18 protein-coding genes and 2 pseudogenes are annotated in these 23,901 nt (G+C 56.7%); 6 read left to right on the top strand and 14 right to left on the bottom strand.

What is annotated here, in order from left to right; all coding sequences use genetic code 11:
• The first annotated feature begins 99 nt into the window (after positions 1–99).
• From ACXAC3_RS20660 to ACXAC3_RS20645, 4 genes are read left to right on the top strand one after another with little or no spacing between them, the layout of a single operon-like run.
• On the top strand, positions 100–729 hold the full coding sequence (locus ACXAC3_RS20660; protein ID WP_475164381.1) for a helix-turn-helix domain-containing protein: 630 nt from the start codon (positions 100–102) through the stop codon (positions 727–729).
• The gene (locus ACXAC3_RS20655) at positions 726–2,321 is read left to right on the top strand and encodes an ABC transporter substrate-binding protein (protein WP_475164378.1); all 1,596 of its coding nucleotides are present in this window, start codon (positions 726–728) and stop codon (positions 2,319–2,321) included. The genes ACXAC3_RS20660 and ACXAC3_RS20655 overlap by 4 nt, the downstream gene beginning before the upstream one ends.
• A gap of 52 nt (positions 2,322–2,373) precedes the next feature.
• Positions 2,374–2,832: a GAF domain-containing protein gene (locus ACXAC3_RS20650; protein WP_475164374.1), complete on the top strand. Its 459-nt coding sequence runs from the start codon at positions 2,374–2,376 to the stop codon at positions 2,830–2,832.
• Entirely contained in the window at positions 2,829–3,905 is a 1,077-nt protein-coding gene (locus ACXAC3_RS20645; RefSeq protein WP_475164372.1) for a M24 family metallopeptidase, read from the top strand. Before ACXAC3_RS20650 ends, ACXAC3_RS20645 begins: the two co-directional genes overlap by 4 nt.
• A gap of 532 nt (positions 3,906–4,437) precedes the next feature.
• On the opposite strand, the gene ACXAC3_RS20640 is transcribed toward ACXAC3_RS20645, so the two are convergent.
• The 5 genes from ACXAC3_RS20640 to nthA form a co-directional block, all read right to left on the bottom strand.
• Positions 4,438–5,085: a MarC family protein gene (locus ACXAC3_RS20640; RefSeq protein WP_475164371.1), complete on the bottom strand. Its 648-nt coding sequence runs from the start codon at positions 5,083–5,085 to the stop codon at positions 4,438–4,440.
• 429 nt (positions 5,086–5,514) lie between these two features.
• On the bottom strand, positions 5,515–7,068 hold the full coding sequence (locus ACXAC3_RS20635) for a class I adenylate-forming enzyme family protein (protein WP_475164369.1): 1,554 nt from the start codon (positions 7,066–7,068) through the stop codon (positions 5,515–5,517).
• A 283-nt stretch (positions 7,069–7,351) separates the two neighbouring features.
• Positions 7,352–7,699, bottom strand: a complete 348-nt coding sequence (locus tag ACXAC3_RS20630) for a nitrile hydratase accessory protein (RefSeq protein ID WP_475164368.1) — start codon at positions 7,697–7,699, stop codon at positions 7,352–7,354.
• The gene (gene nthB / locus ACXAC3_RS20625; RefSeq protein WP_475164366.1) at positions 7,686–8,342 is read right to left on the bottom strand and encodes a nitrile hydratase subunit beta; all 657 of its coding nucleotides are present in this window, start codon (positions 8,340–8,342) and stop codon (positions 7,686–7,688) included. The genes ACXAC3_RS20630 and nthB overlap by 14 nt, the downstream gene beginning before the upstream one ends.
• Positions 8,343–8,345: 3 nt before the next feature.
• Positions 8,346–8,993, bottom strand: coding sequence for a nitrile hydratase subunit alpha (gene nthA, locus ACXAC3_RS20620; RefSeq protein ID WP_475164365.1), 648 nt, complete (start codon positions 8,991–8,993; stop codon positions 8,346–8,348).
• A gap of 505 nt (positions 8,994–9,498) precedes the next feature.
• Here nthA and ACXAC3_RS20615 point away from each other — a divergent pair.
• A complete protein-coding gene (locus tag ACXAC3_RS20615) occupies positions 9,499–9,786 on the top strand; it encodes a DUF3303 domain-containing protein (protein WP_475164363.1) in 288 nt (95 codons plus the stop codon).
• Positions 9,787–9,834: 48 nt separating this feature from the next.
• Here the strand turns inward: ACXAC3_RS20615 and ACXAC3_RS20610 are convergent.
• The 3 genes and pseudogenes from ACXAC3_RS20610 to ACXAC3_RS20600 all read right to left on the bottom strand — a co-directional run.
• Positions 9,835–10,695, bottom strand: a pseudogene (locus ACXAC3_RS20610) (DDE-type integrase/transposase/recombinase); the annotation flags it as partial.
• A 33-nt stretch (positions 10,696–10,728) separates the two neighbouring features.
• Positions 10,729–10,875 (bottom strand): annotated as a pseudogene (locus ACXAC3_RS20605) (IS3 family transposase); the annotation flags it as partial.
• Positions 10,876–11,368: 493 nt separating this feature from the next.
• Positions 11,369–12,316 carry a 1-phosphofructokinase family hexose kinase gene (locus ACXAC3_RS20600; protein WP_475164361.1) on the bottom strand — a complete coding sequence of 316 codons (948 nt, stop codon included), beginning with the start codon at positions 12,314–12,316 and terminating at the stop codon, positions 11,369–11,371.
• Positions 12,317–12,751: 435 nt separating this feature from the next.
• Here ACXAC3_RS20600 and ACXAC3_RS20595 point away from each other — a divergent pair, with 435 nt between their 5' ends.
• On the top strand, positions 12,752–14,629 hold the full coding sequence (locus ACXAC3_RS20595; protein WP_475164357.1) for an adenylate/guanylate cyclase domain-containing protein: 1,878 nt from the start codon (positions 12,752–12,754) through the stop codon (positions 14,627–14,629).
• A gap of 133 nt (positions 14,630–14,762) precedes the next feature.
• Here the strand turns inward: ACXAC3_RS20595 and ACXAC3_RS20590 are convergent, their stop codons facing one another.
• The 6 genes from ACXAC3_RS20590 to ACXAC3_RS20565 form a co-directional block, all read right to left on the bottom strand.
• Positions 14,763–16,136, bottom strand: coding sequence for a hypothetical protein (locus ACXAC3_RS20590; RefSeq protein ID WP_475164355.1), 1,374 nt, complete (start codon positions 16,134–16,136; stop codon positions 14,763–14,765).
• Positions 16,137–16,139: 3 nt separating this feature from the next.
• Positions 16,140–18,965 carry a peroxidase family protein gene (locus ACXAC3_RS20585; protein WP_475164353.1) on the bottom strand — a complete coding sequence of 942 codons (2,826 nt, stop codon included), beginning with the start codon at positions 18,963–18,965 and terminating at the stop codon, positions 16,140–16,142.
• 16 nt (positions 18,966–18,981) lie between these two features.
• Positions 18,982–20,712 (bottom strand): thiamine pyrophosphate-binding protein, encoded by a 1,731-nt coding sequence (locus ACXAC3_RS20580; protein WP_475164350.1) that lies wholly within the window; start codon positions 20,710–20,712, stop codon positions 18,982–18,984.
• 176 nt (positions 20,713–20,888) lie between these two features.
• Positions 20,889–22,298 (bottom strand): tetratricopeptide repeat protein, encoded by a 1,410-nt coding sequence (locus tag ACXAC3_RS20575; RefSeq protein WP_475164345.1) that lies wholly within the window; start codon positions 22,296–22,298, stop codon positions 20,889–20,891.
• Positions 22,298–23,173 (bottom strand): hypothetical protein, encoded by an 876-nt coding sequence (locus ACXAC3_RS20570; protein ID WP_475164340.1) that lies wholly within the window; start codon positions 23,171–23,173, stop codon positions 22,298–22,300. The genes ACXAC3_RS20575 and ACXAC3_RS20570 overlap by 1 nt, the downstream gene beginning before the upstream one ends.
• Positions 23,170–23,895, bottom strand: coding sequence for a hypothetical protein (locus ACXAC3_RS20565; RefSeq protein ID WP_475164336.1), 726 nt, complete (start codon positions 23,893–23,895; stop codon positions 23,170–23,172). Before ACXAC3_RS20565 ends, ACXAC3_RS20570 begins: the two co-directional genes overlap by 4 nt.
• Positions 23,896–23,901: the final 6 nt, after the last annotated feature.

The raw sequence follows: 23,901 nt of genomic DNA, 5'->3' as shown, positions 1-23,901 counted from the left end.
TGATCGGGTCAAGTTCGGCTCCGTTTCACCCATATTATCAAGATTTTTTGACTGATCAAAATTTTTTTACTAATATCAAAAATTGTTGCAGGAGAGTTCATGTCCCAACCCATGCCCAAATTGGATTCTGCGCGCCCGCCTGCATTTGGTGGTCGCATCAGGGATTTGCGCCGCAAGGCAAACATGACGCTGCAGACACTTGCAGATCAGGCCGGTATCTCGGTGGGCTTTCTAAGTCAGGTTGAGCGGGACAAGGCGACACCCAGTCTTGGAACACTGGCCAATCTTGCGGCGACTTTGGGAGTGAATGTGGATACCTTCATCTCCACGCCAAAACCTGCCGACAGTGTAACCCGGCAAGGTGAACGCCCCCGGTTCGCGCTGGCGGATTCGTCGTTGTCTTACGAACATATTTCGACGGTTTTGCCCGGCGGAACCTTGTCATCGCTGATTATCCATATCCCTGCCGGATACGCGTCAGAGGTCACCGCTCATGTCGGCGAAGAGCTTATTATCGTGCTGGAAGGAACCGTGCGCCAGACGCTGGACGAAACGCATTTCGTTTTGCACCCGGGCGACAGCCTGCACTTTATGGGCGATACCCCGCATGCCTTTGAGAACGTAGGCGATGGGCCGGCCAAACTCTTGTGGACCGGCACCTCGCCCAGATTGCTTGGCCCCAAGCCGGGCGCACAAAACAATCACGACATCAACAGGAGAGACCAATGAAACACGTCCCTGACATTGCCAGATCGCTGGCGGTGAGCATTGTTGCCCTTTCGACCGCTCCGGTATTGGCGGAAACACCTGCCAATGCGCTGGTGATCGCGCAGAATATCGACGACATCGTGACCATTGATCCTGCGTCGGCCTATGAGTTTACCTCGGGCGAATACGTAACGAATACTTATGACCAGCTGGTCCAGTACGACGCCGAAGACACCACTGTACTGGCACCGGGTTTGGCGGAAAGCTGGGAGATTGATGCGGATGCCAAGACCGTAACGTTCCAGCTGCGCGATGGTGTCGAATTCACATCAGGCAATCCCTTGCGTGGTGAAGACGTGGTCGGAAGCTGGAAGCGTGTTCTGATTCTGCAAAAGGCGCCGGCCTTCATTCTGGAAAACCTGGGTTGGTCCGCTGACAATCTCGAAGAGATGGTCACAGTGGACGGGAACACTGTCACAGTGCGTTGGGATGGTGATTTCGCGCCGTCTTTCGTGCTGAATGTTCTCGCCTCACGCCCGGCAGCTATCGTGGATTTCGAAACCGCAATGGCAAATGAGGTTGACGGAGATATGGGCCACGCCTGGATGAACCAAAACAGTGCCGGAACCGGAGCCTTTACGCTTGCCCGATACGCACCGGGCGAAGTTCTGATGCTTGAGGCAAATCCGAATTACTGGAACGGCGCGCCCAAGACCGAGCGGGTGATGATCCGCCATGCGCCCGAAGCGGCAACCCAGCGGCTGTTGCTGGAATCCGGTGACGTGGATATGGCCAAGAACCTGACCCCCGATCAGGTGGCCGGTCTTGAAGGTAATGCCGATATCAAGGTTGAAACCTATCCGCAGACCGCGGTGCACTGGTTCAGCTTCAACCAGAAACACGAACCGCTGACCAATCCCGCGCTGTGGGAGGCCTCGCGCTATCTGGTAGATTACAATGGTATGGCCGACAGTTTCCTTAAAGGTCAGATGGAGGTGCATCAGGCGTTTTGGCCCGAAGGTTTCCCCGGCTCTCTGACCGACACTCCGTTCAGCTATGACCCGGACAAGGCCAAAGCGATCCTTGAGGAAGCGGGCGTCGAACTGCCCCTGACCATCGAGCTTGACGTGATCAACGCCGCGCCGTTTACCGATATGGCGGCCAGTTTGCAGCAGACTTTCGCGCCAGCAGGGATCAACTTTGAGATCCTGCCGGGTACAGGTGCGCAAGTGATCACAAAGTACCGCGCACGCACACATGAAGGGATGCTGCTGTATTGGGGCCCCGACTTTATGGATCCCCATTCGAACGCCAAGGCCTTTGCCTATAACGCCGACAACTCGGACGACAAATACGCATCGACAACAACCTGGCGTAACGCATGGATGCCGCCTGCCGAGATCAACGACAAGACCAAGGCGGCCTTGGCTGAACAGGACGCGGACAAGCGCAATCAGATGTATATCGAACTGCAGAAATCCATGCAGGACGAAGCACCGTTTGTGATCATGTTCCAGGCCGTGAAGCAGGTTGCGATGGCGGACAATGTCGAGGGTTTCGTGAACGGGGCCAACGCGGATTACGTCTATTACCGCCTTGTCGAAAAAAACTGATGGTCCAACCGGGAGCGGTTTTCGCTCCCGGCATTCTTATTGAAAGCGTTTCATGACACCCGACAAAGTATTTGCGGCATTGCATCGTGCAGCTGATGCCGCATGCGGGGCGCGTCTGTTCACGGTCACCGTTTTGGACAGAAAGGCGAATCTTGCCCGCCGCGCCTATTCCTCGCACCCCTTGGATTACCCCGTCACAGGGACCAAGCCCATGGGCAGCAATGACTGGACTGAAATGGTACTTGAGCGCGGCGAGACATTTGTCGCCAACCAAACCGCGGATTTCGCGCCCTATTTTTCAGATCATGATCTTATCAATGAGCTGGGATGTGAGGCGGCCTTGAACATCCCGGTGCGCAAAGAAGGGTTGGTAGTCGGCACCGTGAATATCCTTGATGAAGCAGGGCATTTCACTCAGCAGCGCGTGACAGTGCTGGAGCAACTGGTCAAGGACGCGCAGACAGATCTGCACGCTGCTTTCGATGACGCGCAGTTGGAGGATAACTCATGACACGGCTTGAGCGTTTGCGGGGTCGTATGGCAGCAACCGGGGTTGACCTTGTTGCGTTGTCGCCCGGCGCGCATATGCACTGGCTATTGGGGTTTGCACCGCATCCTGACGAGCGTCCGTGCCTTCTTTTGATTGGCCTCGACAAAGCAGGGTTTTTGATGCCTGCGCTGAATGCTCAGGATGCGAGACAGCACACCGATTTGCCGTTCTGGGAATGGGGCGATGACGAAGGCCCGGATGCCGCGTTTGCGGATGCGTTACGCGCCATAAACGCGCGACCCAAAAGCGTTTCAGTTGATGAGGCCATGCGCGCTGACCATGCGCTTTTGTTGCTGGATGCCATGCCTGACGCCAGGCGCGGCTTTGCCTCGGGCACGATCGGTGCCCTGCGGATGATAAAAGACGCCTGCGAACTGGCTGCCCTGCAGGAAAACGCAGGCATTGCCGATGCCGCACATGCCGCCATTCGCGAAGCGCTTCGCGATGGCATAACCGAGCGCGAGTTGGTTCAGGTCGCGAAATCCCGGTTCGAAGCGGATGGTGCACGCCTTGCTTTCGGGATTGTCGGGGCAGGGGTGCATTCTGCGTTCCCGCATCATCAATCCGGTGACACGCCGGTGCGCTTGGGGGATGCTGTCCTTGTCGATATCGGCGGTCAAAAGGGCGGCTACTTCTCGGACATCACACGCATGGCCTGCATGGGTCACCCACCCGATGGGTATCAGGAAATTCACGACATTGTTGATGCTGCGGTCAAGGCAGCGCTGGCGTCCATCAGACCCGGTGTCGAAGCGGGGATGATAGATAAGGCCGCCCGCGATGTCATTGATGCGGAGGGATATGGCGAATTCTTTACCCACCGCACCGGGCACGGGCTTGGGACCGAAATACACGAATCCCCCTACCTGACCGGCAATAGCAACCTGGTTCTGGAGGAAGGCATGGTCTTTACGGTTGAGCCAGGCATCTACCTGCCGGGCCGGTTCGGTGTCCGTCTGGAGGAAGTCGCTGTCGTCACCGCCGATGGTTGCCGCATCCTGTCGAACCTGCCGCGCGACCTGTTCACAGCCTAAGGCCATCCAATTCTATGCTGTCGCTCTGCAATAGCTCTGGCTGTTTGCCAATCGATTCATATAGACTTAGCAGGACACTCGTTGGGCGCGAGGGCTGCTTTCCTGTTCCTGCATCAGCTCGTGTTCCAGTTCTATGGTCGGCTCATTTTCAGCTCTAGCTCTCCCTGTCCCAACCAGTTTGTTGATCCCGCGCCCTTTCAATTTCCTGCCGAATTTAATCCTGAATCTGCAGCGAAGATCCACTACGTCGAGCCATGCTGAATATCTAAAGTAGAGGCAAAGCAACCGCGAACAGATGCTGCGTAAACAATATCCGCGAACGCACAAGACGGTTTTGTTGCGCAAAATGTGCGTTTGAGCCGTGCCAGGCTTTGCTCTCGCGCCTAATGTCAGTAGCACGGGTTACTGGCGCAGCAGTTTGAAGGTCGGTCGAAAGTGCGAACTGGGCCGCTTTTCAGCAAAAATGGTCAAAATTGCAAACTGTGGGCCTTCCGGGCATCAGGAAACCTCACTGACTGGCCTTAACGCCAGGTCAATTCCGCAAGGAGAGCATTTGAACAAATTCTCCAATGCCGGAAAGCATCAGGTCAACAGAGACGGCGGCCAACAGTATACCCAGAATATTGGTGCCAATTTGAACCGTCGTTTCGTTTAAATACCGCGCGGCGGCGCCTGCGAAGACCATGGAGATCCAGAATTGCAAAGCGATCACTACTGCGACGGCCAGTACTGTTGAAAAATCGGTGAGCGAATTTATGCGGCTGCTGAAAATGATGGCTGTTGTAAACATTCCGGGACCGGCAAGAAGCGGGATGGTCAATGGATAGACACCAATATTCCTGGTCCTTGAAGCGTTAGAAACCCCAGCCGTTGAGACGCGTTTTTCAACTTTGTCTTTTGCAACAAACAGCATCTTAAATGCGAGGGCTAGAATGATCAGGCCGCCCGCAATCTTGAATGACGGCACATTGATGCCCAGAAAGAGCAGGAGTTGATCTCCGACGATGACCGTAACGATTAGCGCGCAGAACATTGTTGCTGCGGCAGTAACGGATGTTCGTAGACGCTCCGCACTAGAGAAGTCCTGGGTCATACTGACAAAGACGGGCACTGTGTAGAGAGGATTGACGAACGCAAGAAGAGCAAGAAGAAAATCAAAGAACAAATCTTGGTTGAACATGGAGACTAACACCTGACTGGCAATGCCGTTTCAAGCTCATTGCAAATCAAAATAACTCATATCGCGGAAATGCTCCAGTTCAGGCAGCGCGGTCGGATGCGTCCTTGGCCAGCCGCATGTTTAGTAGAGCGAATCCGAAACCAAGATCGAATTCCCGATAGGATAACAGTTGAACAGCGGACAAGCGACACGGACAATGGAATGTACTTTGAATGTGTTTCGGGGCTCATGCACGCTGAGCAATGTCGATAACCGCGGCAAGGTTTTGGGTGAGGTGATTTACCTTGTTAGATTTGGGAGGCACACCGCCTTGAACGACCTCCCGCTCGTGCCTGAAAGGATTATCTCAATGGATTGAGCGCCAAGAACGCGCCAACAGTCAAATTGGGACGGTCTGTTGAAGTCTCTCTCAAAAATTGCCAGACCCGATCAATCGATGTGTGCGGTTGAGAGCCGCTCAGCCGCCAGTTTCTTCAAGGCAAGCCGGTCCACTTTTCCGGTGGTGTTCAAGGGTATCTCGTCAAGGAAAATGACGACTTCCGGGGCCTTGTAGCCAATTTTCTCCCGGGCCAATTCGACGACATCCTGGCTACGGGGTGCCGCAACACCGTCTTTCAATGATGCATAAGCCCAAACGTTTTCGCCGTGCACAGTATCATGCACACCAACCACTCCGGCTAATTCGATCGCCGGGTGCGCCATGACTGCTTCTTCCACTTCCTGCGGTGCAATGTTCGATCCGTCATGCACGATGATCTGTTTTGTCCGTCCAACAAACCAGAAATACCCGTCAGCATCGACTCGCATAATGTCTTCTGTGTTGAACCATTCGTCCTGAACAGCTTCTGCGGTTGCCTTGGGATCTTTCCAGTATCCCAGGAACATCGGATCACCAGACAGCCACAGGTCACCTTCTTCGACCTCATTCCCTTCTGAATCTCGCACGGACATTGAATAGCCCGGGCAGACGATTCCGACCGATCCTTGTTTGGTTTCCTTGTTGGGAGGGTCAAATAGACAGTCGGCGGCTTCTGTCAGCCCATAGGTCTCTTTGATTTCCAATCCCGTAAGACTGCTAAACTCCTTCTCCAAACTGACAGGAAACTTGTCTCCACCGGTGATGCATAACCGAAGTGAACTGAAATCGGCGCGTTCCGCATTGTGATCTTGCTGGAGTGCAATCAACGCGGCGGGTAGAGCAACCAAGACGGTGGGGCGCCATTTGCGCAAAAGGGGCAACACCACATCACTGTCAAATCGGTGATCAAGTATTACGGGTGCACAGACCAACAGCCCTGCGAACGCCGTCGACAAACCGCCGACATGAGAAATCGAACCACCCGGGAACACGACATCCTCATTGGTCAGACACATTGCTTGCGCGAAACTTGCTGTGATCGAGCCAAAGCTGCGAATGCTGTGCATGACCCCTTTTGGGGTGCCGGTGCTGCCGGATGTGAAAAATATGAAAGCCAACGCATTCAAATCGGGCTCTGGCAGCGCAATCGTTGGAGGATCAAGCTGAAGCAACTCCTCAAAAGATCGCGCACCTTGCACATGCCCGCCAACTGAAATCCGCCCCAATGGCAGCCCTTGTGCTTGTTCGCTGGCCTCAAGGTCCTCGAACCGCTCGGCATGAAACAGCATGATTCGCGCTTCACTTACCCTCAGTGCGTAGTCGATGTTCGTTGCTGTGTAACGATAGTTTAGGGGAACCACGACTAGCCCAGCCTTTAGGCATGCCAAATAGTGCACGAGCAATTCACCGCAATTAGGCACGAGCGACGCGACGCGATCCCCCGGTTGCAGGCCCAATGCGAGCATATGCGCGGCAAGCGTTTCGATTTGTCGCTTCAATTGTTGCCATGTCCAGCCGTTGGCCCCTGACACCAGCGCTGGGTCGGCAAACGTGTCAGCAGTGGTGTGTCCTAGAAGATCATAAAGCGGAGCGGGGCCCTTTAACTCTGGTCCAGTAATTGGCATGAGCATACCTCGCTGTGGATACACGTCTCAGATTTGGTGTGAAGGTACCGATGATAAAAATGCCTTTGGTTCTTCGGCTAATATAGCAGAATTGTCGTTTCACTCGAACCAGCAGTTTTGGGCCACAGGTGACGATATTGATCTTCGCGGTCTTTGCCAGGGACGTCGTTGGATCGGACGTTCAATTAGGGGGTCCACCATGCCCATCGCAAAGAGCCAACCCAGAAAAAGTTGGTACCATTCGAAACACCTAAACCCCTTTTTGCGACGAGCATACGAGTGTCTAACCCGTTGTAGGGTCCTCTAGTAGAGTGACCGGCTGGCCATGGGGAGTCCGCCTGTAGGCATCTTCCCAGTCGTTGCGTCTTTGCTGAAGCGCTTCACCAGGAATGAGCGCGTTTTCAGCAACAATACGTTCCAGTGCTAAAAGGACATGACTGTAATATGTGCTGCCATCGGCCGGATCCCCGGCCACGCGGGCTTTTTTGATCTCGGCGCCCAGGATAGTCGCCCACTCGGCCGGTGAAAAATGCCCCATTTCTTGAAGTGCTATTGAAAGGGCAAGCACTTCAGCCTGCCAAGGTTCGGTTAGTTTCGCGCTTGCGGTTTGCAATGTCTCATTCTGGCTCAAGATAGCTCTCCCATAAGCAAGGAAAGACCTTGTCCCCAGGGGCCGCAGCATCGCTCCACAGATCCTGGGCGAGAAAGCCGACACTGTAGAGCGGTTCAGGTCTTTCGTCGCCAATGGCGTTGGCGTCGGGCAGAACGTGCCAGCCGTGGTATTGCTCTATCACACCGACATGCCCACGCACGTAGCGTGGCAGACGCGTTGCTCCGAGTGGCGAGTGAAATTTAGCGCGGACCCGGTCACCTGGCTTGAAAGCCGGTGGGTCCGCGACATCGCGACGGCTGTCGAGACCCTGTTCGAGCATTACCGAAACCGCCTCGGGTGGTAGCGGATCACCTACGTCCTTTGGCAGACTGGATGCCACACCGGTTGCCAACTCGTCGATGCTGACCCAGCCCACGTTGGCCAGAACGCCAATATCGCGCCAGTACCAGCGATCAAAATAATCGCTTGTCAGGTAAACATCGGGCGGTATGCATTCCAGAACGTGGCGCAACCAGTCGACGTTGAACCCGCCAGGTTGTGTATAAGACAACTCAAGACAAAACATACGGGCGCGCCACTCGGTCTTTGAAAATGGCTGCTCACGCGATGGATCAACTGTCCCGAAACCATGCATCCCACCCATGTCGTGGACGCCATCCATGACTCAGTTCCCTTGCTCTGTGGTGGTTACTTTGGCGGTGCCGACCATTGCATCGCGCGACACGAGGGCCGCGAGCTCAGCTTCATTTAATCCCTCGGTATTAGGGGGCCGCTCGGGCAACACCATGTAGCGAACGTCGGCGTTGCTGTCCCACACCCTGACTTCAACGTCATCGTCCAGTTCCAAGCCGAACTCCTTAAGCACGCCGCGCGGATCACGCACTACGCGCGAGCGATATTCAAAGGACCGGTACCAGGTTGGCGGTAATCCCATTATGGCCCACGGATAGCAGGAACACAGGGTACAAACGACAACGTTGTGCCGCTTGGGCGTGTTCTCAACAACCACCAAATTGTTGGCTTCGAGTTTGGGGTATCCCAATTCATCGACCGCCTTTCTGGCGTCAGCCATAAGGCGCTCTTTGAAGGCTTCATCGGACCAGGCTTTGGCAACGACGTGTGCCCCATTCTTTGGACCCACCTCGTCACTGAATACTTCAATCCATCGGTCGATTGTTGCGCTGTTGAGCAGACCCTTTTCGACTAGCAGACTCTCAAGCGCTTTGACCCGCAGAGCCGGATCAGAAGGAAGATGCGAATGCAGTTCCCTCTCAAGTTCCATGATCTTTTTGGTATCCTTGGGTACTTTCATCTGAAGCCCCTTAGTATGCATTTACATTCTATCACCTAAGTTAGTGGCAAAAAACCAAAAACCTGACGGCCAGAAAATGCGCAGTCAAATTCTGACGGGCATGTTGAAGTCTGACATTGTTCGATCCAACTGACGGATTAACTGCGACAACGTCTAGGGTCAGGGCCTCGGTCAATGGGTCATTCCTGTCAAGAATATCCACGCAGAGTAGTTGATACACCAAAGTGGTGCTATGGGCTCTTGTGTTAGTCGCCTTGCTACCCATCTCGCCTTTCGGTCGAGATCCGTTGGGTAAACCTAACAATCAAACTTTGGGGTCAAATACCTAGGTTCTATTAGGACGGTGTTGGTACTTCTTGCTACCGCACGCACCTCTCGCTAAGAAATCGGAGCAAACTACCTGTAGGCTCAATGATGACAAAACAGGGCGGTTGAGCTACAAATCTAATTCTAAATTATCTTGATGCGAAGCTACTCCGAACCTTTTAAAACCGAGGATCAAACTGTGTATTTTCACATTCATTTTGAGTTCACTCCAGAAACCCGCGACGCTGCGCTAAAGCGGTTCATGAATGCCGGTGACGGCATTCCCGACGGCGTGCAGTCCATATCCGGTCCATGGTTTTCGACCACTCTTTTGGAAGGGTGGGGAATTGTTGAGGCGGACGACGCATCAGTGCTTGCGAAGCTGCTAAGCGGCTGGACGGACTTGGCCGTTGACCACATCGCACCGGTTTTGAGCGGTGAGGACGTCCTCGAACTTCTCCCATTGAAACCCAATCCCAACGACTGACTTCGTTGTTATGGTGAGCAGCCTTATCTGACTGGTCCAGATTGATTGTTAGTGCGTCATCGGCCTGTGATCCATCGGGATGATGGTTTCCGGGGCTGGTGGGCGACAGCCCAAAGCAATAAGGGCAATCTTGGTGCTGTAATGCCTCCTGCAATTTTCGATGTGTATCTGCGCTCCGCGCATTCTATTGAAGATCTCGCCGTTGAGCAGTTCATCCCGCAACCGCTCGTTGAAGCCTTTGCAATACCCGTTCCCCAAAAGGGAACCTGGCTCAATGTAGACGGTCTTCGCGCCGACGGCGGCATCGAATCCCGGATGGCCCCAGTGATTAACTAGGGGCCATTGTCGGACCGGATGAACGCAGGTGTTCCACGCAGGATAAACAGATCGGTTTGAGCACCGATCAAATCCGCCGAGTTCAGCTTCCGCTTGACCCTGATAGCCAATCATTTCCGACTGTACTCATCAATGATGTTCAGCGTCCGGAAGACCTTCCTATCATCGGTTCGGCAATGAACGACGTCATAAGACCATACGTGGTTTTGATGCTCTGGCCGAAGCCAGACAGATGATCCGTCATTCAGCCAGAGCCGCCTATTCTTAGGCGATTTTGCTGGAACCTTCAGCCCCTCGCGCAGCCAAAGCCGTTCGACACGACCATCACTGACCGCCCAACCTGCATCTCGGATCAATGCTGCAACCTTTCGATATCCAAATCGACCAATTTAACAAGCCAGTTCGATCAGTCAGCCACCAGCCTATCTTCATCGGTACAGCGCTTGGGAACATAACTTTGTGTAGAGCAGAGTTGAACCAATACGCGGCGGCGGTGTGGTCAGACACTTTGAACTGACCCCGGGCATGATCGATGCAAGCGCGACGCCGAGCGGGGCTCAGAAGTTTCCCCTCGCGGCTACCTTCAGGAACAATTTGTCCAACGTCATATTGCCTACGCCAGCGGTAATAGGTTTGTTCGACAACTCCGATCTTCCTGATTGCATCAAGACGGGACTTTCTTTGCCCCATCAACACCTCGACCTGCCGCAAATTCGCAACTATCTCTTCGGGCTTTGGTCGGTTGTTTGCAATTCTATGTCCTCCGTTTCCTACACATAGCGGTGGACTAGTTCAATTGGGGAGGCTCAGAGGAATCTGCCGACGACCTTGTCCTTACCGGTCGTCACATACAAGTATTCGGCGCAAAATCGCCCGGTTCTGATGCCCGGGATTTCAATTATGAGATCGAGTTCAAGGACGTCCGCATCTATCGGAGTGAACGAACCGACTGTGACGGAGTGACTATTGCGCCGCCGCTTGTCGAGCCACCGATGATTGTCGTTGCCGACGATGTGACACCAAGAGAGATTGTTGGTGACGCGCTGATTTCGCTGATCCGTTATTACTTTGGAATTCCATAACCGGAAATCGCGTTTTCAGTATCGCAGCGAGCTGGACGCGCGCCTTTTGAGCAACGTGGTGCCGCGCGTATGGCGACTAAAGATGGTCGATACACAGCATGGCGTGAACGCCAAGCTGCCCGGCAATTTGATGCAAACCGTCAGCTTTTGGTATCCACGGACGCTCAGATCCGTGTCAGCTTTGTCCCGTTGCGCAGTTTTTCAGTCGCGGTTTTGTCACACAATCGGGTCGCCTCTGAGGTGACCGCCGCTGCCGCCGCTGCGACACCTGTGCACAGGCATTCCTGGACCGGCTCGCCTCGTGCCGCTGAAATCGTGAAGCCGCCAACAAAGCTGTCGCCTGCGCCGACCGCGCTCACAACCTCGACTTCGGGCGGAACGGCGTGCCAGGCCGCATCCCCGGTCACAAGCACCGAACCGTCAGCACCCCGTGCGACAACCACCTGTTGTGCGACACCACGGGTCACCAGCTCACGCGCAAAAGTGGCGGTGTCGGCAACGGCGGGCAATTCGCGGCCTGCAAGCTCCTCGGCTTCCTCGACGTTCATGCGAAGCAGATGTATGGCCTCATGCGATGTCCCGGCCAGATGTTTCAGGGCAGGTCCGGATGTGTCCACGATCAACCGCGCATTCCGGCCTTCGACATGGCGCGCCAATATCGACGGAAAGTCCTTTGCGACACCCGGCGGTTGGCTGCCCGACAGCACCACAAGCGACCCGGCACCGGCCGCCCTGTCAACAGCAGCCAGAGCCCGATCGACATCGCTTTCGCCCCAGACAGGACCGGGCATCACGAACCGGAACTGCTCTCCGGTGCTTTCGTCAATGACGGATACAGACCGCCGTGTTTCGCCGGGGCCCTGGATTGCGACGGTCGACCCGCCTTCAAAAGCAAGCAACTCCAGAAGCTGCGCACCCGTTGGGCCACCAATAGCAATCAGTGCCGTTGCTTCACCGCCCAACATACGAACGGCTCTGGCCACGTTTATGCCACCGCCGCCCGGATCAAATTCAGCTTCTGAGCAGCGAAGTTTTGGACCTGGCAACACGTGCGGAGCGGTCGTTGCAAAATCGACGGTAGGATTGAGCGTGATCGTCAGAATGGTGGTCATTGCGAGCCTACGCAGGTTTGTTAGCGTTAACGTAACGGGATATTTCTACCTAACAGGCGCAGATGCTTCCACCCCCTTTTGGTTTTCGTGCACTTATAGAATTCCGCGAGTTTCCAATCGTTCCTGCTTTGGTGTGAGGAGTTCCGCAATGTTCTGACCCTCGGGACAGCGCGCCGAAGTGGAAAGGGAACCTTGTTTTCCCGGGCGTAACGTCACGCGGCACAACACTGGCGCACCGGGGATATATGTTAAGCGTTTCACTGTGATACACAGGTCATATGACGGATTTTGATACCCAAGCGTTTGGTCTGTTTGATGCTGGCTGCCGAAGCGCTGACCTTAAGAAACGCCCTTCGGATACTGTGGCCATCCGCACTCTGAGGTTCGGAGCGTGTTTTCAGAGTCGCCTGGGCACAGGCTCACGGAGGTAGGAAATTGGAACGCCGTCTCGCCGCAATACTTGCCGCCGACGTAGTTGGCTATAGCCGCCTCATTCAGAATGACGAAGCCGGCACTCTGGCAAAGGTAAAGGCACATCGGGAAGACCTGTTCGAACCGATCGTATCGGCGCGAAACGGGCGCATTGTGAAGCTGATGGGTGACGGTTTGCTGATTGAATTTGCCAGCGCCGTCGAAGCGGTCCGATGCGCCGTTGAAATGCAGCATTTCGTAGGGCGCGAGAACGAAACAGCTCCGGACGACGCCAGAGTTCGATACCGGATAGGGCTGAATCTGGGGGATATAGTCGTCGATGGCGACGACATACACGGCGACGGCGTCAACATTGCTGCGCGCCTTGAAACCCTGGCCAGGCCCGAGACGATCTGTTTGTCGGCGAGCGTGTTTGAGCAGGTGAAGGATAAACTTGAACTCAACTTCGATGATCTGGGGATGCATAAGGTCAAGAATATTGCTGACCCGATCCATGTGTACAGTTTGGTGCTGGATGAAGACGCGGCCGCAACGGTGTCGCCAATTCCCCGCGTTGCTATAATACCGGCGCGGCGTTGGATGGCGCTGGCATCTGTTGTCCTGCTCGCGCTGATCCTGGGCGTCGCAGGTTGGTGGAAGACACAGACCTCTGTCACGGGTTCGTCCGAAGTTGGTGGCCAGACTCTGTCTGCGGCCGGTAAGCCAGCCATTGCGGTCATGGCTTTCGACAATTTGAACAACGATCCCAGCAAGGACTACCTCAGCGACGGGTTGAGTGAGAGTATCCTGACGGCCTTGTCCCGGTTCTCGGATTTCTTCGTGGTCGCTCGCAATTCAAGCTTTGCCTACAAGGGCAAGCCGACCGAGGTCGAACAGGTGGCCCGGGAGCTGGGGGTTCGCTATCTGGTTGAAGGTGGTGTTCAGATTGCCGGTGACCAGTTGCGTGTAACCTCTCAGCTTATCGATGCGACGACCGGCCAAAACATCTGGGCCGACAGTTATGACCGGAACCTGCAGGACATCTTTTTGGTCCAGGATGAAATCACCAGAACCATCGCGTCGTTGCTTTCAGCGAACATTGACCTGGCCGAATATGACCGGCTGAAACGGCAACCCACCGACAGCCTTGGGGCCTACGAGCTGCGCAAGAAGGCGCAGGAGGAATGGTTTACCTTCACCAAACAAGGCAACATCCGGGCCGAGGAACTGAGCGCGAAGGCCATTGAACTCGACCCGAATTATGCCGGGGCGTACATCGAAAACGCCTGGGCGCATATCAACGGCTACCGCTGGGGCTGGACCAGCACGTTGACGCGGGACGCATCGCTGGACCGCGCCTTTCAGATGGCCCGGAAGGCGATTGAATTGGAGCCCTTCAACTTTAAGGGCCATTGGGTTCTGGCCAATGCCACGACGCAGACGGGCAATCTGGACCGCGCGGCCGCGCTTTATGACAAGGCTATATCACTCAATCCGAACTCGGCGTCGGTTCTGGCGGATTTAATCGACCCGCTGGTGTATGGCGGCAACGCGCCTGAGGCTGTTGAGCGGATGAAAATGGCGATCCGGCTGAACCCCCATCATCAGGACTGGTATTTGTGGAATCTGGGGTGGGCCCAGTATTTCGCGGAAGATTACGCGGCTGCGGTGGCATCCTTTGAAAAGATGAACGAAATCCCGGACGGTGTGAAACGTACCCTTGCGCCCGCCTTGCTGCACGTCGGGCGCGAAGGAGATGCGCAAATCATTATTGGCGAGTTTCTCTCCGCCAACCCGGGGTATTCCATTGAAGAGGCACAGAAAGCGCCGTTTGCCAGCGATGATTATCGGGATCGATGGCTGGAGGATCTGCGGATTTTGGGGGTTCCGGAAACCGGTTGATTTTGCGTTTAGTCCATGCCGAAAGAGGGGAACATTGGTTTCCACGGAATGATGATGCCTCGGGTGCACGCGGCCCGAAGCTGTGCGGGGCAACTGAAGGCACGTAGTTCAGCACAGGCGAAAACCCGCAATCCTATTCCCAATTCGAGTCGTGTTCGCGCTGAGCTGTCGTCAGCCCGTTCTGAAAGAAAGTGTCGTAGTATTCATTTTCTACGCGATGGGTTTGCAGCCAGATGCCGGGCGCGTGGATTGCCTCGCAATGGGCCGGGAACCGGCCATGGGTGTCGTAGATATAGGTGCAGATGTCACGGGCACATTCGATGATGTCCTGCTCGTATTCTCCGGCCTCTTCCAGATACTTGCTTCCGAAATCGCCTTTGTAGATCCGCTCAAACAGCGCCTCGTTCTTGTAGATACCGTCAGGCCCGAACTTGCCGGACACCACCGCATCGACGGCGTCGGACATGGTGGCGTAGTAGGGCGGGCATTTGCCCTTGATCAGATGCTCTCCGTGATGGCGCAGGCCGACCGCATGGGCGCGCACATGCTTCATCGCCGCGATCGGCAGAGTATGCCAGCGCAACAGATCCATCAGCCGCCATTTCGGGGTGACATAATCAAAGCTCAGCATGGTGCCGAACCGGTCACTGAACTTCGGATCACCCATCAGAACCGGCGGAGAAATCGCGGCATGAATCCAACCGCCCAGACCCAACGCCTCGGTTACCAGAAACAGGTTCTGGATCAGCAGGTCGGCTTCGATCTGGGTCCGCATCTGTCCCAGCACGCCCAGCGGGATTTTGATGTCGGGATTCAGAAAACCCTTGTCGATCCACTTTTTCACCCCGGCAGGGCGATAGAAATTGCGGTCATCGACAATGACGGGCCGCGCCTTGTCGGGCTGAGTCAGGATATACATCAGGGCGTTGATGTATTGATAGGACAGGTCGACGACGGGAAAGAAAATCGTCGATCCGGGCGTGTTCGACAAAAACCGGTTCGAATCCAGATAGGCCGGAAAATCGCGCATCCCTTCCGGCACATCGATGCGACGGTCGAGGATGCGGACCTTCGCCTGTTCGGCGCGGTCGATCAGCACCTCGGGCGTCCAGTTCGCGGTTCCGCCTTCCAGCGGGTCCAGGCGGCGCAGGAAATAGGTGCCGCTGTCATTGATCATGAAGAAATGGGTGCCCTGTGCGTTGTCAGGGCTGCCTGCGGTCCGTCCCTCCATCACCAGATTTGGCTTGGACATGATCGGGTCGCCGCTTTCGTCATCGAAAAACGGACGGTCGGGCATAGTGATGCCACTGGCCCCGGTCGCGGCGATCAGGATCGCTTCCTGCAGGGGGGACAGCGGCGCGCGGTCATTTTGGGATGTCCAGCTTAATGATCCGGCAACCACGTTCGACCCGCGGCTGACCCGCTTGGTGCGCCGGTTCCACAATGTTCGCGCAAGCGGCGCGTTCAGGAACGAATCCAACCCGCTTCGGGCCTTGTCATCCGGCATGCCTCAGCCCTCCTGCACCTTGTGCCAGGGCGCAAAGGCCGTGGCGGTTTTCGGCAGCACCGGCGCAAATTCTGGGAAGTGCCGCAACAGCAGGGATTTCATGCCGTTTTGCGCAACCCAGTCCATGCCGAGCTGCGTATAGATTTCGGGCCGGAAATCGGTGGTCAGGAACCGATCCGACTGCAACCGGCGCGATGCCATCAGGACAAAGACCCGGAACGCTGTATCCGAGAACCCGAACCCGTCTGGCGGGGTTTCCCCCAACAGGCCAATCACGGTATCGACCTTGTCGATGTCACCGTATAGCTCCTTCAGTATCCGGTTTGTTTCGGGGCTTGCGGTCAGATCGTCCCACTCGGTCACCGGCGGCATATGCAGGCCCTTGCGGAATTCGTTATAGCGCGGAACGCGACGGGCGCGGGTGCGCACGATGTCCACCACCGAAAGGTCGATCAACTCGCCAAACCTTTCGAAGTTCTGCAGGGATTTCGGAAAATTGTGCAACGTAATCGCGCCGGGATGCGCGATCCCTTGTGAATAGAGACAGTCGCGCAGTCCCAGATTGCGCAGCTGCTCATCCGTCTGTTCGCCCTGAATCTCAAGAAATCCGTGCCGAGCCTTTTCCCGGCCCGTTGCGAAATCAAAGAAGATATAGTCGTCCGGGATCAGAGGATGCATCCGGTAGACGGTCGCAAACTCTTCGGTCAGGGCATAACGCGCGGTGTGGTGATCCGGTTCGGTTTCGGGAATGCCTTTCAGCGCGTGCACCTCCGTCAGCCAGATGCCCAGCCGTGTCAGCCAGGATTTCGGCGGACCATACCAGTTGGTCTTCATGCCGATATCCAGCGCCTCGGTTCCCAATACGGCCGGGGTCCATTCGACGGTATGGATCTTGGCAATCAGGGCGGACACGATCAGGCGCGCGGTCTGGTACACCCGTTCCTCATCCATTTTCGGATAGGCGTTTTGCAACGCGTCACACAGCACATTGTGCTCGCGGGCGAACAACGTGTGCAGCGTCGACAGGCCCAGCCACCAGCTTTCATTGAACCCGGTCAGTTCGAACCCCTTGGTGTTCAGCGGCAGGTAGCCTTCTTTCGTCAGCTTGAGTTTCGCCCCGTCGCGCAGTTTTCTGGCAGCTTCGGAATTGACACCGTAAACCTGCGAGCCGTCCCACCAGTGCGAATTCTCATTGGCAAACAGGAAAGGATCGTCCGCGCCCTGCTTGGGAATGTTGCCTGCAATCCGCATGTTGCGTTCTGGGTCGCCACCAGGCCGGTTCTTCCATTCAGGATAGCCGTCCGGGATCGGGACGACATCATCGTCTTCGTCCAGCTTGCGGCGTTCATGAGCGACCCAGTCGTGAACCTGAAACTGAATCCACGATGCGGCCAAGATGTTGAGGATTTTGGCCGGGATGAAGGCCTGACGGTCCATCAGTTTGCGTGCAACCTCGATCGGGTTCGGACTGTCTCCGGGCTGCACCTGCGGTGGCATGTTGCGCCCGAACGTGGCGCCTGCCGCACCCATCCTGGGATCGGACAGGTCGTTATAGCTGCCGTCATGGGTGCGGAAAACGCGATGTTCGGGCGAGGGTTCGGGTGGCACGGACCGGGCGCTGGGAACGGTTTCTTCGGGGTCCGTGTCGATCAGGTTCTTTTGCCGCAGATCGTGCCGCAGCGCATCCAAATTGAGAAGCTGCACCAGCAGGAACGGAATCCGGTGCCATGGCACGCGTCGGTTCACTGCCCGCAGTATGGATCGGGCGGCCGTGCCGAATATCCGGTTCTGAAGGGGCGGTGGCGGTGCCTTGAACCGCTTGCCCTGTCGATGGGACGCGGACGCGTCATAAGCAGCCTTGCGCGCCCGGTTCAGATTTCCCAGCGGGCGAAAATCCTCAGTCGTATTCCAGGGGTTGAACCCCATGGTTTCGATGTCCAGCGCCTCAGACAATGCGTCGGGCGTGGACAGATCGCGTTGCGGCAGAACCAGTTCCGCAACCTTGATCGGCGGGCTGACCAGTTCGTCCCATTCATGCGCCGCATCCTCGATAGGGGTCTGGTCCTCGGACACAAACCGCTGCACGAAAAGGTCGAATACGACATCTCCCTTTGCCTGGCGTACCGCGTATTCCGTCGACAGCCGGGCGGCACCGGCATAGGTCCCCGAAACGCCTGCTGCGTCTTTTGCCGGCTTGAAAGTATAGCGCACTGCTTCGTTGCCCCAGGCGATTGCGCCGCGGCTCCAGTAGCTTTCCAGCGCTACGCTGTCACAGACCCGCAGCGCCGTTCGCACATTGCCCAGCATGCGTCGGGTCTCGGCAAATCCCAGCACAAAACACAGGCGCACCAGCCCGATCAGTTTGGAAAGCCGCCCGCCTGATACGGCGTGGGCAAAAACCACGAACTGCCGGGCGTTCCGGGCGTGCGGCACCGGGAAGTTTGTAGCCAGCAGGTCGTGATCGACACCGTCAGCTTCCGTTACGCGCACAGCCAGCCCGCGCAGATCCTTGTCCTCATCGGATTGGGTTTGCGAAGAAGCGTTCGAAAACCGTACGATTGCCGGGTACGTGCTGCCGGACCGGACAAATCCAACCTGCAGATCATCCGGCAGGTCATCAGCGAACCGCAATTCGGCACCCCTGAAGGCCGCGATGGGCTTTTTGTGAAACGCCCGGTCAACCTGGCGCGCGCCACCTGCTGCCATGGACTTCAGCTGCGCGGCCATCATCATTTCGGCAAGTGCCTTGGTTTCCTTCAGTTCAGCCTCGGGCGACCCGCCCACGTATTCCTCTCGCCACTTGCGCAGGGGTTCCGAGCTGCCGTCCATGGGGGCCTCCTCTTCGCTACAATCCAAACCGCGTGCGTATGCCATTCCAGATCGCGGCCAGAACGCCTTCGGGATGAGGCGAGTAGTTGGGCAAAGCCAATCGCGTGATCCTCGCATCGATGAGGGATGGCCGACCACTTGCCAGGGCCGCGGCAAACGCCTGCTCAAACTCGTCCAGCTGGTTGGCGACATAGCCATCGGCGCCACAGGCGCGGGCATAGGCGGCATAGTCGGGGTTGTCGAATTCGACCAGTCCGGTCTTGAAGAAGGCAGAAAGCTGATAAAGCTTGATCAGCTTGAACTCGCGGTCGTTGAAGATGACCCAGACCACGGGAATGTTGTACTGCACCGCTGTCATCAGTTCGAAACCGCTCATCAGATACGAGCCATCGCCAACCGCGGCGACAACGGGACGGTGCATTTCCGCATACTTCGCGCCGATCGCTCCGCAAACACCGATGCCCATCGGCCCGTACGTCCCCGGCTTGCGGAAGTTCTGACCCTCTTTGAGTTCCAGGTAATACCCGGCCCAAGCGGCATGAGCCCCGGCATCCGCCAGCACGACCCCGCCCGGCGGCAGCAACTGCGAAATCTTTTGTACCATTTCGCCCGGATGCAGTTGTTTCTGCGGTGAAATGATAAAACGATCGTCGTAGTCTTTTGGCCGGTAGTCCCGCTGGGGCACCGGTCCGATCACCGCGTCGAGGCGTTCATACAGGCTCTGCAGGGCTTGCCGCGCGTCCCCGAGGATCACGTGATCCGCCTTGTAGAACTTGTCGAACTCACCCGCATCCACGTTGATATGGATCAGCGTCTTGTCGTCAAACAGCCCGTCGAAAAAGTCGAAAGTCGCGTGCTGCGCGAAAGAGTTGCCAACCGCCAGCACCACATCCGCGTCCGAGAACAATTCCCACGCCGCCTTGTGCCCTGAATCGCAATAGAGCCCGATCGCAAGCGGGTTTTCCTCGGCGACGATACCTTTGCCGTCCATCGTAGTAAGCAAAGGTATCTGGAACCGTTCGACGAACGATTTGGTGATGTCATTGGCCCCGGAAAGGATCGCGCCGAAACCGGCCAGCATAACCACGGTCTTGTCTGCCTTGATCGCCTGTTCAAGCACGCCCGACACCCTGTTCAGGTCATCGGGTTCTGGCGTTACACCGGTTTGGGGTTGGCTCAGCGGCCGGAAATTTGTCACTTCGACCTTCGGATCTGTGATGTCCTCGGCGATCGCAACATGCACCGGGCCGGGCCGTCCCTCAAAGGCGATGTCGATCGCCTTTTGCAGCGTGTCGATCAGGTCATCCGGGTCGGTGACCAGAAAATCCGCAGGCTCACCGGTTTCCGCGTCTTTCTTGGTGGCGGCGCGGAACATCATCCGCGAATCCGGCGTACGCGCCAGCCCGGATGTTTCGTTCAACCCGCCACGCCCCTGCCACGCAACCGTGGAATAGCCGCTGATCGCCAGTAACGGATAGCTGTCGGTCAAAGCCACACACATGCCAGAAATCAGGTTGAACGCGCCCGGTCCGGCCGTGGCGAAACACACACCCAGCTTGCCGGTGAACATTGCGTGCCCACAGGCCATAAAGGATGCACCCTGTTCATTCTTTGCGATTATCGGCCGGATTTTTTCCGATGCGTCCAGGGCAAGCATCATCCCCGCGGCGTTTTCGCCGGCCCCGCCATATGCAGCATCAACCCCAATAGTCTCGAGAGCGGCAACAACCGCGTCGTAAACCCGCATCTAATGCCATCCAACAAAAGGTCTCAACAATAACCGCCGATGATAACAGAAACTGCGGTTTTTAGAAACAGTGCGGAGGGCTTCTCGCGTATAAGTAGTGCTGCGCGTGGACAAAACGGGCACCAATCCGCCCTCGCGCGCCTGACACCGGCGGGTTCCAGACGTGGGATAGGCCGTTACCGATGGTCGTTGCGGAGAAGGTCCGGGTTCTGTTCAGCGACCTTTCGCACCACATCCAGCGCTTTCGGCAGGTTTGAAGTGTCGATCCCCTGGGGCGTGCGTTCTGCAGAGGTCAGAAATTCGAGGAATTGTAACAGATTACCCAGGGCTTCACCGTTTTCCGGATCGACCGAAAGCGCATCTGCGAACCACCTTGCCGGGTCGCGATAGGGGGGAAGCGCATCCCCGGAACAGCACAGCATCGCGTCTGCCACACCAAGAGCATTGCGATAGTGGGTATCTGTCGGCGCCAGCTCAGCCGCGCGCAGAAATGATTTGCGCGCTGCGGACCAGTCCTCCAGTTCCGACGCCGCAATAAACCCGGTCAACCCATGCGCCAGCGCACGCAGTTCCGGCTCGTCACCGGTCAGGTCATTGTCCAGAAAGCGCCTGAACGCCGCCATGGCCTGTAACGGAGCCTGTCCGGGCACTGGCGGATACTCGATCAACTCCTGAACCTGCCTGAGCCGCAGGAACCCCAGGGTCCCATTCAGAAAGTCAAGCTCGGGCAGGCTGTTGTGAAACATCCGTGAGGCGTCCGGGTTCGCCCGGATAAAGCCGTGATCAGGATACCCACCCATCATATCCGTCACCTCGATCCAGCCCGGCTCGTTTGTGATCCGCACGCTGAACGCCCTTGGCTGCTCTGGTTCGAACACCAACTCTTCGCTGGACGCATTTAGATCCGGCTCGGCAAAGACCCGGCTGGCCTCCAAAAACGCGCTGTCGATGCTGTCGAACAGCTCTGCCGAAATAACGCGCGGCGCAAAGGTCACGTCCAGCACTGGTACTGTGAGAGACAATCTCCGATCAGACCTTGCAAGGGGCATCTGCAGGGTTTCTTCCGCAAAGTTCAGCGGCATCGGCTGCAGAAACTCGTATTGGGGTGAGTGGCGGCGAAACCCTCTGAGCCTGGATTGCACGAAAATCTGTTCGTCTTCGATGAAGATCCGCCCTTGCAGGAAGACAAGGATCTGATCCGTACGCAGTGGCTGTGAAGCGCCTTCGGTCAGCAGCATGCCGAGAACCTCGTCAGGGTCACAGCGCCGCTCCAGAAACATATGCGCGACCACGCCCAGACTGCCATAGGTCGGCTGGTGCCAGCTGTCCAGCTTGAACAGCCACGAAAACCGCTGCGCCGTTTTCTGCAACCTTTCCAGCCGGTTGCCATCGGATGAGGTCGTTTCGGCCGCGGTTGCAAGATATTCCAGCGGCACGATATTCGCGGCGGACCCGTCAAAGATGTAAGGGTTGTCACATGCGGTGAAGCCGCCTGCCTCGGCCTGCCGTAGTCCGGGAAGGACGCTCGGCCCACAAAGGAAAACCGCTGCCAAAACTGTCCTGAGTACATCGGTTGGGTGTTTCATCACTGACCTCCACCGCCGTCGGTCTGAGAGGGAAGCAGGTCCACGCAAACGCCGCTGTCCGTACCGTCACCGCCACGAATTTCCTGAAGAATTGGAAGTGTGCTCTGATCGCCAAATTCGGCAACCGTCTGTTGATAGACCCGATCCGCACCGTTATGCGCGAAATCCCCAAGCGCCTCCCATTCATCCTGATCCAAACCCAGAAAATCCGGCCTGGGCCGCGCAGCGTCGAGTGTTCCGATCGCGTCGCAATAAAAGCCACGCGCGCGCAGCAGCATCATCTTGCGCTCCTGCGCCTGGGATGCCTCGGCCACCTTTTCATGCCTGAGACCAAGCGCCAGCGCGGCCAGAAGGCGCAATTCGGCATTGCCGCGAAACAGCTCCGCCAACCCGGCATCGATCTGCGTCTGTTCATACAGGGCTTCGTGATAGCCGGGCATGCGGGGCGGGCGGGCATTGTGGTATTCGTAGTGGCGGAGCGGTACAACGACATAGGCCACGATGATGTCACCGCCGCTGACGCGGGCCCCGACCTCAAGCAGCACCCTTTCGTCGTTAAGCACCCCGGTCACGCTTGCGTCGTAATTGTTAGGGTCCCGCATCTGCCGTTGCGGGCAATAGATGACCTTTGCAAGCGACCCCAGCGACGCATCGGCCTTGTCGAAATGCATTTCGAAGGCGGCAAGCAAGGCGCGCCTCTTCCGTTCGCTGATCGAACTGACAAGATCCATCGAGCCAATCAGCAACTTGTCATTCGGCGCGGTCGCGTCCGGACAGCCCTGAAGCTCGGCCTGCGCCTGAAACGCAAGAAAAACCGCAGCGGCAAAGGCAGCTCTGGTCAGCCACGAGCGGCACACATCGGTTATTTGGGTCACCAAAACTTCCACCATGGTTGCGCCCTCTGATTGGCTCTTTCGATCTGTGTCAGCGCTGTCCGGATCGCCGTCTCGAAATCCGGCTGGGCGCCCGACGGCACGCCAGCACCGGTCAAACCCGCGCTCAGTCGCATCAACGGGTCCACCGCGTCGCGACATCCCACTGTGCCTGCGATTTCAGCCACCGCTTTGCGCGTGCGCCATTTGAAAGTCTCGGTCGGGTCGTCAATGACGCGCACGATGACGTCGCAGGTGGCGTCATTTGTGATCAGTCCGGCCTGTTCCAGCCCAAGCTTTCCCCAACCGATCTGAAATTCGTTCCCGTGATCGATGAATTGCACAAGCGGATAGGCCGCAACGCTTCCGAACCCTCCAAGAGCAAGCGCGGTTGCCTTGGACTTTTCAGCGTCGTTTTCCAATTCAGGGCTGTTCAGATCGATAACATATGTTTTGAGCTTGTCCGCCGCATCAGCCGTGAACCGGTCGCGTTTCAGATCAAGCTCGACGCTTTGAACCAGCAGATAGGCCAGAAAAAAGGCGACCGAGGTTTTGGTCAGCGACATCAGTAGCTCGGCAAACCAAGCACCTGCCCGGCTGTCTTTTGCTACGGGTTTTTCGGTTTCGGCCTGCTCTGCACTCCCGCGACTGCGCGTATAGAGAATGAGAGCCTCTGACTGGTCAGAGGCTTCACCTTCGGGCGTATGTGCACCGTTTCCGGCCATTCCGTG

The sequence above is a fragment of the Ruegeria sp. ABV4_181 genome, assembly GCF_056158465.1.
This window is presented reverse-complemented; position numbering and strand designations above follow the sequence as displayed.